This is a genomic window from Planomonospora algeriensis (genome assembly GCF_977012225.1).
Genome location: NZ_CDRNDK010000125.1, coordinates 1 through 14,750, shown reverse-complemented (window position 1 = coordinate 14,750; position 14,750 = coordinate 1). Strand labels below are relative to the sequence as shown.

13 protein-coding genes and 2 pseudogenes are annotated in these 14,750 nt (G+C 72.3%); 4 read left to right on the top strand and 11 right to left on the bottom strand.

Going from position 1 to position 14,750, the window contains the following annotated elements; genetic code table 11:
* The 4 genes and pseudogenes from ACWJ6R_RS15450 to ACWJ6R_RS15435 all read right to left on the bottom strand — a co-directional run.
* Nucleotides 1-229 (bottom strand): annotated as a pseudogene (locus ACWJ6R_RS15450) (sulfotransferase family protein); the annotation flags it as partial.
* 167 nt (nucleotides 230-396) lie between these two features.
* The gene (locus ACWJ6R_RS15445) at nucleotides 397-597 is read right to left on the bottom strand and encodes a hypothetical protein (RefSeq protein ID WP_449062883.1); all 201 of its coding nucleotides are present in this window, start codon (nucleotides 595-597) and stop codon (nucleotides 397-399) included.
* Complete coding sequence (locus ACWJ6R_RS15440) at nucleotides 597-1,277, bottom strand: CDP-alcohol phosphatidyltransferase family protein (protein ID WP_449062882.1); 681 nt, start codon at nucleotides 1,275-1,277, stop codon at nucleotides 597-599. The genes ACWJ6R_RS15445 and ACWJ6R_RS15440 overlap by 1 nt, the downstream gene beginning before the upstream one ends.
* Nucleotides 1,278-1,502: 225 nt before the next feature.
* The gene (locus tag ACWJ6R_RS15435) at nucleotides 1,503-2,954 is read right to left on the bottom strand and encodes a glycosyltransferase family 2 protein (protein ID WP_449062881.1); all 1,452 of its coding nucleotides are present in this window, start codon (nucleotides 2,952-2,954) and stop codon (nucleotides 1,503-1,505) included.
* Here ACWJ6R_RS15435 and pseI point away from each other — a divergent pair.
* Both pseI and ACWJ6R_RS15425 read left to right on the top strand, forming a co-directional pair.
* Nucleotides 2,842-3,932, top strand: a pseudogene (gene pseI, locus ACWJ6R_RS15430) (pseudaminic acid synthase); the annotation flags it as partial. The gene ACWJ6R_RS15435 and the pseudogene pseI overlap by 113 nt on opposite strands.
* Entirely contained in the window at nucleotides 3,909-4,214 is a 306-nt protein-coding gene (locus tag ACWJ6R_RS15425; protein ID WP_449062884.1) for an SAF domain-containing protein, read from the top strand. The pseudogene pseI and the gene ACWJ6R_RS15425, both read left to right, overlap by 24 nt.
* Here the strand turns inward: ACWJ6R_RS15425 and ACWJ6R_RS15420 are convergent.
* Both ACWJ6R_RS15420 and ACWJ6R_RS15415 read right to left on the bottom strand, forming a co-directional pair.
* Nucleotides 4,165-5,235 (bottom strand): PseG/SpsG family protein, encoded by a 1,071-nt coding sequence (locus ACWJ6R_RS15420; RefSeq protein WP_449062880.1) that lies wholly within the window; start codon nucleotides 5,233-5,235, stop codon nucleotides 4,165-4,167. The two genes, ACWJ6R_RS15425 and ACWJ6R_RS15420, sit on opposite strands and share 50 nt — an antisense overlap.
* The gene (locus ACWJ6R_RS15415) at nucleotides 5,232-5,960 is read right to left on the bottom strand and encodes a cytidylyltransferase domain-containing protein (RefSeq protein ID WP_449062879.1); all 729 of its coding nucleotides are present in this window, start codon (nucleotides 5,958-5,960) and stop codon (nucleotides 5,232-5,234) included. Before ACWJ6R_RS15415 ends, ACWJ6R_RS15420 begins: the two co-directional genes overlap by 4 nt.
* 104 nt (nucleotides 5,961-6,064) lie before the next feature.
* Here ACWJ6R_RS15415 and pseB point away from each other — a divergent pair, with 104 nt between their 5' ends.
* Together pseB and ACWJ6R_RS15405 are read left to right on the top strand one after the other, a co-directional pair.
* Nucleotides 6,065-7,048, top strand: coding sequence for a UDP-N-acetylglucosamine 4,6-dehydratase (inverting) (pseB, locus tag ACWJ6R_RS15410; RefSeq protein ID WP_449062878.1), 984 nt, complete (start codon nucleotides 6,065-6,067; stop codon nucleotides 7,046-7,048).
* On the top strand, nucleotides 7,048-8,172 hold the full coding sequence (locus ACWJ6R_RS15405; RefSeq protein WP_449062877.1) for a DegT/DnrJ/EryC1/StrS family aminotransferase: 1,125 nt from the start codon (nucleotides 7,048-7,050) through the stop codon (nucleotides 8,170-8,172). The genes pseB and ACWJ6R_RS15405 overlap by 1 nt, the downstream gene beginning before the upstream one ends.
* A 69-nt stretch (nucleotides 8,173-8,241) precedes the next feature.
* On the opposite strand, the gene ACWJ6R_RS15400 is transcribed toward ACWJ6R_RS15405, so the two are convergent.
* From ACWJ6R_RS15400 to pseH, 5 genes are all read right to left on the bottom strand, one after another.
* A complete protein-coding gene (locus tag ACWJ6R_RS15400) occupies nucleotides 8,242-9,474 on the bottom strand; it encodes a hypothetical protein (RefSeq protein ID WP_449062876.1) in 1,233 nt (410 codons plus the stop codon).
* Entirely contained in the window at nucleotides 9,474-11,162 is a 1,689-nt protein-coding gene (locus ACWJ6R_RS15395) for a hypothetical protein (protein WP_449062875.1), read from the bottom strand. The genes ACWJ6R_RS15400 and ACWJ6R_RS15395 overlap by 1 nt, the downstream gene beginning before the upstream one ends.
* Before the next feature lie 35 nt (nucleotides 11,163-11,197).
* Complete coding sequence (locus ACWJ6R_RS15390; protein WP_449062874.1) at nucleotides 11,198-12,943, bottom strand: hypothetical protein; 1,746 nt, start codon at nucleotides 12,941-12,943, stop codon at nucleotides 11,198-11,200.
* Entirely contained in the window at nucleotides 12,934-13,782 is an 849-nt protein-coding gene (locus ACWJ6R_RS15385) for a hypothetical protein (RefSeq protein ID WP_449062873.1), read from the bottom strand. The genes ACWJ6R_RS15390 and ACWJ6R_RS15385 overlap by 10 nt, the downstream gene beginning before the upstream one ends.
* Before the next feature lie 229 nt (nucleotides 13,783-14,011).
* Nucleotides 14,012-14,515: a UDP-4-amino-4,6-dideoxy-N-acetyl-beta-L-altrosamine N-acetyltransferase gene (pseH, locus tag ACWJ6R_RS15380; RefSeq protein WP_449062872.1), complete on the bottom strand. Its 504-nt coding sequence runs from the start codon at nucleotides 14,513-14,515 to the stop codon at nucleotides 14,012-14,014.
* Nucleotides 14,516-14,750 lie beyond the last annotated feature (235 nt).

Sequence of the window (14,750 nt, the reverse complement as noted above, 5' to 3'; positions counted from 1 at the left end):
CCAGCGTCCCCGGGCCGTCGACGATCTCCCTGGTCACCTCGGCCGCGTCCAGCCCCAGGTCCTGGAAGCGGTTCTGCCGGCGCTCCACCAGCCACTCGGCCAGCTCGTGGCGGCGCGTCGGGTCGTCGAGGTCGCCGAAGTTGAGCCGCCGCTGGTAGGCGGCGAGCATGAAGCGGGTCTCCGGCGGCACCGCGATGCGCGGGTGCGCGTGCAGCATGAGCTGCAGCATCGTCGTCCCGGAACGCGGGCACCCGATGACGAATATCGGCCGGTCGGACTGCATCACAACGAACCCCCGTGGAAGATGTGGTCGAACAGGTGTGCCGGGCGGGCGGATGCCGCCGCACCGGGCGGAGTCGAACAGGTGTGCCGGGCGAGCGGGCGCCGCCGCACCGGTCAGGCGGGCAGGCGCTGCGGGTTCCGCGGAGCCGGTACGGCGGGCGCCGCCGTCCGGGTGAACCGCCACAGCCGGCAGATCAGGTACGCCTCGTTCAGCAGGAGCAGCCCGCCCGCCGCGGCCGGGAGGGGCAGCAGCGCCCAGGAGCCGAGGAGCGGGGCCACCACGAAGACCGCTGCGTGGAACTCGATGCCGCTCATCAGGTGGTGCGCACCCGGTACCGGGCCAGGTAGGGACCGATCAGGCGGTACTTCCCGATCGCCCGCCGGGCGCCCCGGTACGGCCGCCGCGCGGAGGGGCGGCCGATCAGCGAGCCGGCCTCGTCCAGGACGGCGGTGATCTCCGCCCGCGTCACGGGGGCCGCCCCCTCGGTCCGGGACTCCCGGATCTCCCTGACCACCTCGCGCACCCGCCGCATCTGCGCCGCGTTCACGTAGCGGAAGAGGTCCAGCACCGTCACCCCGGCGCCGAGCAGGATGTAGGCCACGTCACCGGTCGCCGCGTACTGCCCGAACGCCAGTCCGGCAGCGCAGCAGATCTCCCGGACCCGGTCGCCCACGAAGTCGACCCAGAGCCCGAACGGTGTGCCGGTGCCCTTGAGCCGGGCGATCTTCCCGTCCATGCAGTCGACCAGGAAGCTCAGGTAGAACAGCGCGGCCCCCGCCGCGAGCCGTCCCGCCGCGAACGCGACCGCCGCACCCGCACCGAGCACGAGCGAGAGGCCGGTGAGCCCGTTGGGTGTGACGTCCGTGCGGTTGGCGACGACCAGGGCCAGCCGGCACGCCACCGGATCGACCAGGAAGACCGTCCACCAGGAGTCCTTCTGCTTGCACGTGGCACGGACGTCGTCCAGCGAGTAGACCCTCATGCAGATCAGCATGGCGACCTCCCGGTTATCGGAATTGACGGTCTGTAACCAACGGAAGGTCTCCATGCCACTTCTTGACCAACGCGCGGAAGGGCCGCCGACCGCTTTGACCTTCCGGCGGTCGAGTCGAGGAGGCATCCCGGGCCTTCGCCGTACCGGGCCCTGACCGTCACTCCCCGTGTCCGAGATGAGCCGCGGCGTCCACGGCGCTCTCGGGGGCCCGCGGGGACCCGCGGGTCACGGCACCTCGAGGATGAGGCGCCCGCCCTTCCCCAGCGTGTAGCGGACGTTCTGCCCGCCCTGCTCGCCTTCCACCGCCACCGGCCCCCGTACCGGCCCGTCCCGTCGCATCCGCCCCAGGGAGACCTCCCCGTGCAGGGTCCACCGCCCCGGCGGGAGGTCTGCGAGGTCGATGTCGGCGGTGAAGCCCCCGCCTTCCGCCTGCTCCACCCGCACGGGGACCCGCCCTCGTACCCCGGGGGCGGCCAGCCACAGCCGGATGCCGCCCGGTTGGTCCTCCAGATGCCTGATCCCCGCCCGCCCCTCCAGGTGGAGCCCCCGCTGCGACCAGCGGGCCTCGTCCACCGCCGCCCGCAGGACCAGTTCGTCCCCCACCTCGTACACGTGGTCGGGGATGCCGCGCGACCGGTCGCGGAAGAACGGGTAGACCGCGTACCACCGGCGGTTGCACAGGCCGCGCCGGATGACCCGCACCTCCTCCTCGTGGCGGAACCGGCACACCTCGCGCAGCTCGGCGACCATGCGGTGCCGCATGAGGTGGAGCTCCAGCCTCCTGACCACCGGCAGCTCCGCGACGACCTCCGGGGCGAGCGCGGCCAGGCAGGGATCGACGATCTCGAACAGCGCCTCCAGTTCCTCCTCCGGGGCCGCCGCGATCGCCTCCCCCGCCAGCCGCAGGTCCCACGACGCGACCATCTGGTCGAACGTCTTCTTCAACCCCGGCGCCCGCTCGGCGATGAACCCCTGGACCGCGCGGACCGAGGCGATGCGGTCCCGCACGTTGCCCACCTCGGTCCGCCGCTGGGTTATCGAGGTCGGGCGCAGGCGCCAGTGGTAGACGACGTCGGCGAGCACGTCGACGCCCGACGCGAGGACGTGGGCGGGAATCGTCACCGGGGCGTCCTCGTAGAGGCCCTCGGGGAACGCGAACCCGTGCAGGTCCCAGAAGGACCGGCGGTACACCTTGTTCCAGGCCGTGCGATCGTGGACGAGGTTCGTCTTGCGGGAGATGTGCGTGCCGTACACCGTCCGCCGGAAGATGCGGCGGTGCAGGCCCGACGGCGCGCTCTCCCCGTCGGTGAACCGGTGGACCGCCCCAGAGGCGAAGTCCGATCCGCTCCGCTCCAGGCTCGCCACCATCGCGGCGTAGGCCCCGGCGGGCAGGACGTCGTCGCTGTCGGCGAAGGCGAGGTACGCACCCGTGGCGTGCCCGACCCCGGTGTTCCTGGCCGGGCCCAGCCCCCGGTTCTCCTGCTGGACGAGGCGGAACCTGCGATCCGCCTCGGCGAAATCCTTGGCGATGACCGCGCTGCCGTCCGTCGATCCGTCGTCGACCATGACGACCTCGAGGTCGGTGAGCGTCTGCTCCGCCAAGGACGTCAGACATTCATGGAGGTACTCCTCCACGTCGAAGAACGGGACCACGACGCTGAGCAGGGGTGTTTTCAATGGAGGTTCCTCCAGTGCGCGAGGACCGGTGAGTCGCCGCTCAGAATGCCCTTCCGGTAAAGCGGCGGCGCCGCAGGCTGCTCCCCGCTGGCCCGCTCTTTGCCGAACCGTGGACCGTCCGCCGCGCCGCTCGCTACGATCTGCGATATCACCCACGGCACCGACGTCGTCACGTGATGTCACACCGTGTCGCGCCGTTTCACGCGGGGAGGAAATCATGATCTCGATAGACGGCCGGCCGATCGGCCCCGGCCACGCGCCCTTCGTGATCGCGGAGATGTCCGGCAACCACAACGGCGACCTGGACCGGGCGCTCACCATCGTCGACGCCGTGGCCGACGCCGGAGCGCACGCCCTCAAGCTGCAGACCTACCGCGCGGACACCATCACGGTGGACGTCGACGGCCCCGCCTTCCGGATCAGCGACGATCACGAACTGTGGGGCGGTGACACCCTCTACCGGCTCTACGAGCGTGCCCACACCCCGTGGGAGTGGCACGAGCCGATCTTCCGCCGGGCGCGGGAGCGAGGGCTGACGGCCTTCTCCTCCCCGTTCGACCCGACGGCGATCGACCTCCTGGAGTCGCTCGACGCACCGGCTTACAAGATCGCCTCATCGGAGATCGTGGACCTGCCGCTGATCAGGCTCGCGGCGGGCACGGGCAAGCCTCTGATCATCTCCACCGGGATGGCCACGATCGGGGAGATCCACGCGGCCGTCGAAACGGCCGCGGGGCGGGCTGCACGCAGCTGGCGGTGCTGGCCTGCACCGCCAGCTACCCCGCCTCTCCGGCGGACAGCAACCTGCGCGCCCTCCCCCTGCTGGCCGGCGTCACCGGCGCCGTCGTCGGGATCTCCGACCACACGCCGGGGATGGGCGCCGCCCTCGTCTCGGTCGCCCTGGGCGCGTCCCTGATCGAGAAGCACGTCACCATGGCGCGGGCCGACGGCGGAGTGGACTCCGCCTTCTCCCTGGAACCGGGTGAGCTGGCGACACTGGTCGTCGAGAGCGAGCGGGCCTGGCAGTCGCTGGGCGCCGCGCGGATCGGTCCGCGCGCCAGCGAGAGCGAGGGGTTGCGTTTCCGCCGCTCCCTCTACGTCGTGGCCGACGTGCGCGCGGGCGAGCCGGTGAGCGAACGCAACGTCCGCTCGATCCGGCCCGCGGGCGGCCTGTCCCCGGCCTCGATGCCCCAGGTCGCCGGACGCCGCTTCACCCGGGACGTCCCGATGGGCACCCCGCTGACCTGGGACCTGATCTAGACCCGGGACCCGATCCAGACCCGGGACCCGATCCAGACCCGCCGTCGCCCGCGCACCGGTCCCGCAGCAGCGCGTCCGCCACCCGCTCCCGGCCCCGGCCGTCGACCAGGGCCCGGCCGCGCTCGCCGTACCGGCGCCGGAGGCGGGGATCGGTGAGCAGTTCCCGCAGGAGGGGGACCGCCTCCTCGGCGGCGGTCCCGGGGCCGAGGCCGGCGGCCAGCCCGCGGCCCACCACCTCGTCGTAGCCGATCAGCTGGTTGTCGGCGACCCAGGTGAGCCCGGCGGGCACGCCCAGGTGGAGCAGCTCCCAGGTGGACGTCCCGGTGGCGGTGATCACCAGGTCCGCCTCGGCCATGAGGGCGGGCAGCCCGTCGGTGGGCGGGATCACCGTGATCTGAGGGCGGGCCGGGATCGGACGGGCGCTGACCACGGTGGCGGTGAAGGGCACCCCGGTGCCCGCCAGCGCGTCCGCCCAGCGGGGGGTCACCCCCGCGGCGTCGGTGCCGCCGAAGAAGCAGAGCACCCGCGGGAGCCCTTCTCCGGGCCTGGCCCGCACCCGCCGTACCGCGTCGCGGAGCAGGACGTATCCCGCGCCGGCCAGACGGACCGCCCCCTCCGGGACCGGGACGTCCCGCTCCTCGGCCCCGAGGTTCTGGTCGAGGTACACGTCGGCGGACTGGCCGCGCAGGTCGCCGTCCACGATGGCCAGCACCCTCAGCCCGGCCTCCCGGAGCGCGGCCCCGGTGCCGGGGTCGAGCGTGTAGGAGTCGAGCACGATCCCGTCCAGGGCCAGGTCCCGCGCCTGCCCGGCGAGGGCCTCCGGCTCCGGAGCGGCGGGGACCAGCGGCAGCCCTCTGCCCGCGAGCTGGGCCGCCGCCCACGGCAGGCCGCCCAGGTCGCCCAGGAACACGACCCGCGCCCCCCTGGCCAGCAGTTCCTCGGCGAGGGCGACGCACCTCACCAGGTGGCCGACCCCGATCAGGGGGCCGGCGTCGCAGCGGATCCCGATGCGCGGGCTCACGCCTCCTGCAGCGCCTTCTGCTCGACGTGCGCGTTGAGCGCCCGCACCTCCGGACGGGCCCGCAGCCAGCGCACGAGCACCCCGACGGGGACGGGCCGGTCCCCGAACTCCCGCACCACCCGGCTGATCAGGGCCCAGTCCTCCTCGGTGTCGAGGGTGACCCGCAGGTCGGCGGCCTCGGGGGGATGGGTCAGCCCCATGATCCGGAAATCGTCCGGCCGCGTGTACACGTACGACGTCACGTGCGTCCGATGGTAGGAGTCCGCGTCCTGGTCCGCCTTCTCCAGGGCGGCCCTGCCGACGATCTCCACGTCCGTGCCGCGCGGCAGGGTGCGGGGCAGGGCGGTGCTGAGGTAGTCGAGGCCGGGGACGGCCCGGTAGACCAGCGCCGTCTCCCGGATCACCGCAGGGTCGAGCAGCGGGCAGTCCGCCGTGAAGCGCATCACCGCGTCACCCGGACGGCCGGCCAGCGCGGCCGTGAAGCGGGTGAGCACGTCGTCGACCGGGCCCCGGCTGCAGGCCACGCCCAGCCGTCCGCACTCGGCCGCGACCGCGTCGTCCGCCGCCTCCGTGGTGGTCGCGACCACCAGCTCGTCGACCGCCCGCGCCTCCTGGACGGCCCGGACCACCCACCCCAGGACCGAGCGGCCGGACAGCTCCCGGAGCACCTTCCCGGGCAGGCGCGTGGACCCCGTCCGCGCCTGAACGATTCCGATAATACGCACCGATGCCCCATTCTCCGTGTGACACTGTGTGCTGGCCAGGTCGCGCTATGCTACCGGGTCAGTCCGGCCGACCACAGTGCGTAATCACAAGTACGGGGGACCTCATGAGCATCCTCACTGGTTCGTCAATTCTGATCACCGGCGGAACGGGCTCCTTCGGCAAGGCCTTCATCCGGTACGCCCTGGACAACCTGGATCCCCGCCGCCTGGTCGTCATCTCCCGCGACGAGTTGAAGCAGTACGAGGCGCGGCAGCTGTTCGGAGACGACGAGCGGCTGCGCTGGTTCATCGGCGACATCCGCGACCGGGAGCGGCTCACCCGCGCGATGCACGGCGTGGAGTACGTCGTGCACGCCGGCGCCCTCAAGCAGGTCGACACCGCCGAGTACAACCCCTTCGAGTACGTCCGGACCAACGTCGCCGGATCGCAGAACGTCATCGAGGCGGCCATCGACTGCGGGGTCCGCAAGGTCGTGGCGCTCTCCACCGACAAGGCGTCCAGCCCCATCAACCTGTACGGCGCGACCAAGCTCGTCGCGGACAAGCTGTTCGTCTCGGCCAACCACTACGCCGCGGCCTTTCCCACCCGGTTCTCGGTCGTCCGCTACGGCAACGTCATCGGCAGCCGCGGCTCGGTGGTGCCGTTCTTCCTCCGGCTGGCGCGCGAGGGGGCGAGCATCCCCATCACCGACAAGCGCATGACCCGCTTCTGGATCACCCTGGAGGAGGCGGTGCGCTTCGTGATCGACTCCTTCGACATGATGCAGGGCGGAGAGCTCTACGTGCCGCGGATCCCCAGCATGCGGGTGACCGACCTGGCCGAGGCCCTCGCCCCGCAGAGCCCCACCTACGAGATCGGCATCCGCCCCGGCGAGAAGCTGCACGAGGAGATGATCGCGCAGGACGACGGGCACCGCACGCTCCGCCTCCCCGACCGCTACGTCGTCCAGCCCACCATCGCGACCTGGGGCTACGTCCCCCCGCAGGGCGGCGCCGCGCTCCCCGAGGGCTTCGCCTACCGCTCCGACACCAACGACCGGTGGCTCTCGGTCGACCAGCTCCGCGACATGACCGCGGTAGGGGTCTGATGCTCCCCTACGGCCGCCAGTCGATCACCGACGAGGACGTCGACGCGGTCGCCGAGGTGCTGCGCGGCGACTGGCTGACGACCGGTCCCGCGGTCGGCGCGTTCGAGGCCGAACTCGCCCGGTGGACGGGCGGCGTGCCGTGCGTCAGCGTCACCTCGGGCACCGCCGCGCTCCATGTGGCCTACGCCGCGGCCGGGATCACGGCGGGCGACCAGGTCGTCGCCTCCCCCATGACGTTCGTCGCCACCGCGGCCACGGCCGCGCTGCTGGGCGCCGAGGTCGTCTTCGCCGACGTCCAGCCGGACACCGCCAACCTCGACCCCGAAGCCGTGCGGGCGGTGGCCACCCCGCGGACCCGGGTGATCGCCGCGGTCGACTACGCCGGCCATCCCGCGGACTACGACGAGCTGCGGCAGGCCGCCGACGACGTGGGCGCCCTGCTGCTGGACGACGCCGCCCACTCGATCGGCTCGGTGTACAAGGACCGGCCGATCGGGTCGGTCGCCGACCTCACCACGTTCTCCTTCTTCCCCACCAAGACCGTGACGACGGCGGAGGGCGGGGCCGTGGCGGCGCGGAGTCCCGAGCACCTCCTGCGCGCGGGGCGGTTCAAGAACCACGGCCTGGTGCGGGACCCCGAGCACCAGCACGACCCCGACCACGGGGGCTGGCACCAGGAGGTGCACGCCTTCGGGCTGAACTACCGCCTGCCCGACGTGCTGTGCGCGCTCGGCATCAGCCAGCTGAGGCGGCTGGCCGAGTTCCGCGACCGCAGAACCGCGCTGGTCGCACGGTACAACGCGGCACTGGCCGGCGTCCCGGGGCTGAGCCTGCCGCAGCAGCGGGCCTACGTGTCCCCGTCCTGGCACCTGTACCCGGTCCGGATCCACGACGGCCGCCGCCGCGAGGTGTACGACCGCATGCGGCGGGCCGGGATCGGCGTGCAGGTCAACTACATCCCCGCCTACCGGCATCCGGTCTTCGAGAGCCTCGGATACCGGCGGGGCCTGTGCCCCAACGCCGAGGCCTTCTACGCCGAGCAGCTCTCGCTGCCGCTCTACCCGGGGCTCTCCGAGACCGACCAGGACCGCGTCGTGGACGCGCTGACCGCGATCCTGCGCTGACCCCGAACGCGACGCCGCCCGGGTCCCCGCATGAGGGACCCGGGCGGCGTCGCGTTCTCGCGCGTCCTCTCACTCCGCCAGGCGGGACACCGAGACGAGCGACGGGACGAGACGGTCGGAGCTGCGCGCCCCGGAGGAGACCACCACCAGCGCCGGAGAGCTCAGCGGCTCGGGGAACTCCAGCCTCAGGTCCTGCCGCCCCTCCCTGAGCACCCGGACCGGGATCTCCCCGCCGCTCTCCATGTCGAGGACGACGATCCCACCGACCGCCATGACCTGGAGGTGGGCGGCCATGCTGTACGGGACGGCGGACAGGCGTCCCAGGACACCGCGCGCCTTCCTGCGCACCACCCGGTGCACCCGCAGGGAACGGGTCCTGAAGGACCTGCCGTGGCACTCCTCGACCGCCGGCACGGCCTTCGCCCTCTTCGGAGTCCGTTCCTGCGGGTCCTGGAGCCGCTGGACGGCGGCGACCTGAAGCTGCGAACGGGCGTCGGCCCCCCGCATGCCCAGCCGGAGCCCGATCCGCCCCGCGGCGGAACGCTCGCCGAGCGGCAGCGGGTTGACCACGACGATGCCCCCGCTCAGCCGCCTCGGTCCCGGACCGGCCCCGCGGAGCACGCCGCCGGCGCTGATCAGCGAAGTCTCCTCGCAGCTCACCCCGTCGACCCGCGCGGGGAGAGGGCTCTCGTGAGCGGCCGGGATGTCGCAGAACTCCACGCGGTCGATGCGGACCCCGACCGCGCTCGACGGCATGACCCTGCCCGCCGCCGCCTCCCTGACGGACGGCGGGGTACGGCGCCACCCTTCGACGTCGGCCACTTCGAGGCAGAGGAGCCCGTCCGGGGGGACCTCGTCGGCGGCGAGGTCGAACTCCACCGTCGCGTACGGCCGCCGCCTCGCCTCGCGCGAGTCGAGCACGACGCACTGCCGGAGCGTTCCCTGGGAACGTATCTGGAGCAGGCGGGGCAGCCGTGCCCGCCTGGCGGAACCCTCGATGCCCTCAGCGCCCTCAGCGCCCTCGGGGCCCTCAGCGCCCTCGACCTCCTTCAGCCAGGCCTTGACGGCCTTGTTGTCGATGGAGAGCCGGACGCGGACCCGCACCCCCGTCCCGTTTCCGAGCACCTTGAACCCGGCCAGGCCGGAGGAGGCGAACCTCCCGACGTAGCGCGTCCCCCGGTAGACCTGGTCGGTGACCTGGAAGCCGGGCGTCCGGCCGCTCTCGACGACGACCGGTGGGATCAGGGGCTCCACCGCGCTCTCGTGAACGGTCGCGAATCCGGTGCCGATGGCCGTGTTCATCAATGACTCCTGAACGGAAGGACCGCTGACTTCAGCGCGTCCGGTGCCAGCAGATCGAAACGGGTGAGGAACGGCTCGCGGCGTTCCCACATCCGGGCCACCGAGGAGAAGAGCGGGTCCGCGTCACTCTCCACGTGGCTCATGTTGACGGAGATGGTGCGGAGCAGGGCGCCGCCCGCGCCGGTGTCCCAGGCGGGGACCAACGGCGTCGGCACGTCGGTCGCGCACCGGTAGAACCAGAGCCACAGCCTGGCCCGCTCCCGCTGCTCCTCGCCGAGGATCGTCCTCCCCTTGGCCGCCAGCTCGATCGCCGTGTCCAGGAGATTCCAGTACGCGGACCGGTCCTCGGCCACGTGGGAGAGCCCGCAGGAGCTCCACTCCGACCAGCCCGTCTGGATGACGGGGATGCCGAAGGCGGGCAGCTCGTTGCTCACGCTGCCCCGGACCGTCACGCCGACGTCCGTCAGGCTCAGCAGCATGTTCTTCGAGATGCTCGTACTGGGCCGGAAGACCAGGTGGGGGCGGTCGGCGTACCGGGCTGCGACCCGGTCGAAGAAGCCGGTGCTGTCGTATCTGATCTGGCTGGGGTGGTCCAGGAAGAGCCAGTTCGCCGAATCGTCCGCGGACGCGTGCGCGGCGGTCTCCTCGAACCACTGCCCCAGATCGTCGAAGATCTCCTTGTTGGTGCCCAGCGCGTCCGACACCGTGTGGCTGAAGACCGTGACCACCGGGCGGTCCGGCTCGAACCCCAGCCGCTGCAGGGCGTGGGTGCGCACCTGGTTGCGCTCCACCTCGTTGCGCAGCTCGGCCGCGGCGAACGCCCCCGCCCGCCACCAGCTCGGCCGTCCCAGGTTCCCCTTGGCCCGCGCGGTCACCAGTTCGGCGTTCGCGCGCACCAGGTCGCGGTTCGCCCAGACGGCCCGTTCGAAGTACTCGCCGATCTGCTCGGTCAGCTCGGCCCGGTAACTGGCCAGTCCGGCGCGCTTCTCCGGGAAGAGCGTATACGCCTTCAGCGATCCCGTGCTCTGCGCGTAGACCACCGGGATGTCGCGCCGCACGGCCGAGTCGACGCCCATCCCCCACTGGTCGTAGTCGACATGGCTGGTGACGAACGCCACGGGCTCGACCGCGTCGAAGATCCGGTCGTAGACGGCGGAGAAGGCGGCGGTCCTGCGGTGCCGCTTCCGGTACCCCGGATCGGAGGCGGCGCCTTCCGGCAGCCTCGGAAGCAGGTCCAGACGGCACAGGGTCGCACCCAGGATGGTGTCGAGGTACCGGGGGTCCAGCTCGGGGACGTCCCGCCGCGCCGAGCGGTCGCTGAAACCGCGCAGGCGGACGGCCGCCTCGCCGGTCGCCTCGAACCGGATCGCCAGCTCGTGGAGATCGACGACGTCCGACGCGCCGAAGGCATGCGCGAACGACCGGATCCGGTCGACGTCGAACTCCTCCCAGTGCAGCGTCTCCTGCCACCGCGGGTCCACCCCCGTCACGACGACGAGCTTCGCCGGGGTGACGCATCTGATCGCGTTGGCTATCACGAAGTTCCGGAGGAGGACCCGGATGTCCGGGTGCAGCGCCTCCACCACGACGCACGCGTCACCCTCCGCGCGTGGCAGGCGGCTCTCCCAGTACGTCGACACGGTCGTGAGCAGTTGCTCGAACTGCGGCCGGCTTCCTGCGTTGATCATGTTTCCCCCGCCGTATACGTCTCGGTGTTCTTCCGTCAGTTCCAGATGGCTCGGACGAGCCGGCGGACCACCCGGCGGGGCCCCGTCGCCGCCTGCGGGACATCGCGTTCCGTGGACCGGCGTACGGCCTGCGCCTCCTCGGCGGCCGCGCGCCACCGGAGCCGGGCCTTGTCCAACTGCTCCTCGCGGGAGGTGAGCCTGCTCTCCAGCCGGTCGATCCTCGCCCGCGCCTCGCCGAGCCGGTCGCGCAGCGCGTCACGCTCCGTGATCAGCTCGCGGTAGGTCGGGAGGCCGCGGGCCGCTTCCGGGCCCTCGGTCCCCAGCACCGCGGCGATCTCCCCCTCCAGCGCCGCGGCCCGGTCGAGGTCTCCGTCCCCGAGGGTGAGACCGCACATCGCGACCAGCGTCCGGGTCACGTCGGCCGGGGAGAAGGAGCAGGGCCAGGGATGGTGGTGCCCCGCGTCGAGCAGCCGGACCGCGAACCGCCGGAGGATCCGGGCCAGCAGGACCGGGAGCGGGATCCGCCCGTCGTACGTCCAGCTCGGGTCGATCAGGTGGAGGTCCCGGCCGTCCCAGACGAGGTTGTCGGTGGTGGCGAAGACCCAGCCGCCCGAGACCGCTCCGCCGTCGGCCTGATCGGACAGCAGCGCGGTGAGCGCCCGCAGCGGCTCTCTGACCGCCCGCAGATCGTCCCGCGCGCAGGCCCCGACGATCACTTCGTCGAGGACCCGGCCCTCGGGGACGGACCCGCCGAGCGCTCCGAGGTCTCTGCCGACCCGGCCCGCCGGGCACGGGACGTCCCGCGCGGGGGGTCTGCGCCTCCACCGGCCGTCCGCCTCCCGGGCGAGCTCGTGGACGACCGCCCACGGTCTGCCGCACAGGTCGTCCCCGACCAGCGCGTCCGGCGGCGAGCACTCCGGCACGGTCGGCGGAAGGGTCCCTCCCCTGCGGGCGACCACCACCCACGCGGGCGCCAGTCGGGCCGCCAGCCCGTGCCGGAAGGCCTTCCGGGTCAGCCCGGCCGGATCCACGAGGGAGTACCGGTCACCGCGGTCCCGCGTGCCCGACATGAGCACGACCGCGTCGGGGACCGGCGGACCGGATTCCAGCACGTCGACGGCGAGCAGCGCCCTGGGGGCGTCCGCGGCGGGGAAACCCGCGTAGCACCGCTCAGCGGCGAGCCCCTCCGACTCCAGCTCCCGCAGCAGCGCCGGATGTCCGGCCGGCTCGGAGCGGTCCCATCCCCGGGGGAACCAGTCCGCGTCCGTGCGGTCCCGCTCGGCGGGCTTGGCCTCGGCGAGGCGGTCGATCCCCATGCCGTTCGCCACGGTGAGGACCAGGGCGCCGCCCGGCGCGACGAAACGGGCCAGCTCCGAGAACGTCTCCTGCCACGAGGTCTCGGGCGCCTCGGCTGAGCGCAGGCGGCGGAACCCGTCCAGGACGAGCACCGTGTCGAAGCCGCCGGGAACGTCCATCCTGCCCGGCTCACCGCAGTAGACGGTGAGCCCCTCCCCGCCGAGGTGCCGGTTCCCCAGTTCCAGGGCGTCCGGGAAGGACCTCAGCAGCACCGCGACGGACGCGGCGCACCCGGCCAGCCACGGAAGGAGCCCTTCCGGATGGGGTCCCGCGACCAGGACCCGCCCCGGGGAGGGCAGCACCCGGCGGACCAGTTCACGGAGGCAGTCGGCGTCCCCGGGGCCGTGCAGCCCGTCCGACCAGGTGAGCATCTCACCGCCGACGAGCCGGACGTTCGGCGGCGCCTCCGAGCCGTTCACGCGCACCGGACCAGCGTCTCCCGTTCCCAGCCGAACAGGCACCGGAGCTCCTCCGGTCCCGCCATGTACTCGAAGCCGAGTTCCCTCTCCGCGATCTCCGCGGCGGTGGCGCGGTCGACCTCGGCCCCGTGGAGTTCGGGCCACAGCCGCCGCTGCCGCCCGGCGCCGCCGAACTCCGGCCGCTCGTTCTCCAACTGCATCGGATCTCCGTACACCGCCACGTCGCAGCCGACCGACGCCCCGTAGAACAGGGCGCTGCCGAGCCGGTTGGAGGCCACCCGCCGGTGCCGGCGCAGTTCCACGAGCTGCCGGCGGAGGAAGTCACGGCCTCTGCGGTCCCAGCGCGTGCCCCGCTCGCCGTGGCAGACGACCCGGAAACCGGCGGACTCGTAACGGCGGCGGACGTCGGCGTCCCGGAACTCGACCCAGTACAGGCACACGGTGACGTCATCGCCCTCGGTGGCCCTTATCTCGTCCACGAGGCGGTCGTGGCCCCCGCGCACCGCCTGCTTCTCCCACCCGTGGAAGGGGTACCAGATCGTGCCGCGGCGCTCCTCGGCGGGGACGCGCCCGGTGTCCGGCTCCATCGCCAGCAGGTAGACCCACGGCGCCCCGATGAGGCAGTGCCCCCGGCGCCCCATCGACCAGCCCCGCCTGCGGAGCACGTCCGACCAGACGAACCGCGGGTACCCCGGGGTGCACCACTCGTCATCGGGCTGGAATCCGTGCAGGTGGTTCCAGCCGTGCTGGAGGAATCCCCGGATGCGCGGCACGTCGTCCTCGTCCAGCCCGCAGTATCGCGCCAGTATCCGCGAATGGCCGTAGTAGTGGTTGGACCCGTGCACCGCGCTCCCCCTGACAATCGCGCCGGTTCGACCTCGTTCGACCCTGCCAGCCGTACGGACCGGCTACAACGCGCTATGCACTGCCTTTACCGCGGCTGTACCCTTCCCAGCGCCCGATCCGTACGGCGACGCGGTCTCCCGCGTTCTCCCGGCTTCCCCGGCGCGTTCTCCCCGGGCTTCCGGTGATCTCCCACGGCTCCCCGCGGCCTCCCGGCGCGCAGACCCGGGCTCAGGCCGGGGTGTCCGCCCTGACGCGTTCCATGACGATCACGGACTCCTCGGTCCCGTCCACCGGCCGGGTGTAGGTGTCCACCTCGACGAACCCGTTGCGGCGGTGCAGGGTGCGGACCGCCGTGTTGTGCGACAGGACCTCGCAGCGCAGGGTCGCGACCTCCAGCTCGTCGAAGGCGTACCGGACCGCCTCGCCCTCGACCGTCAGCCAGGCCGCGAAGAGCTCGCCGCGCTCGCCGAGCCCGTCGACGTCGAGGTAGAAGGCCCACATGGCCCGCCGTTCCTCGGTGTCGTAGTCGAAGAAGTTCACCACCCCGCTCGGCACCCCCTCGTGTTCGTAGACGAGGATCCGCCGGGTGGCGTCCGCCGTCGCGCTCACCCACCATTTGGCGTGTTCGGTTTCGCCGATCTCGTGGGTGGTGAAGCTGGCCTCACGCACCCTCGGGTGGTTGCGCCATCTCCGGATCATCTCGCTCTCGTGCTCGAACGCCTTTCTGAGCATCGAGGCCGCCCCTTCCCGTGAATTACATCTCGCCGCACATATTCGATAACGCAGTGTAATGAAATCGAGGCTAACGGTTCGGAGAACACCGGATCGCGTCGCGGACCCGATCCGCACAGTGATCACGCGGCGGTCCCGCAGTGATCCGCCGACGGCCCGGCCGCGATCCCTATCCGTTCTCCGCGACCAGTTCGTAGACCTCGCAGACCCCCCGCCGGAACCGGAGCTCCGCGAC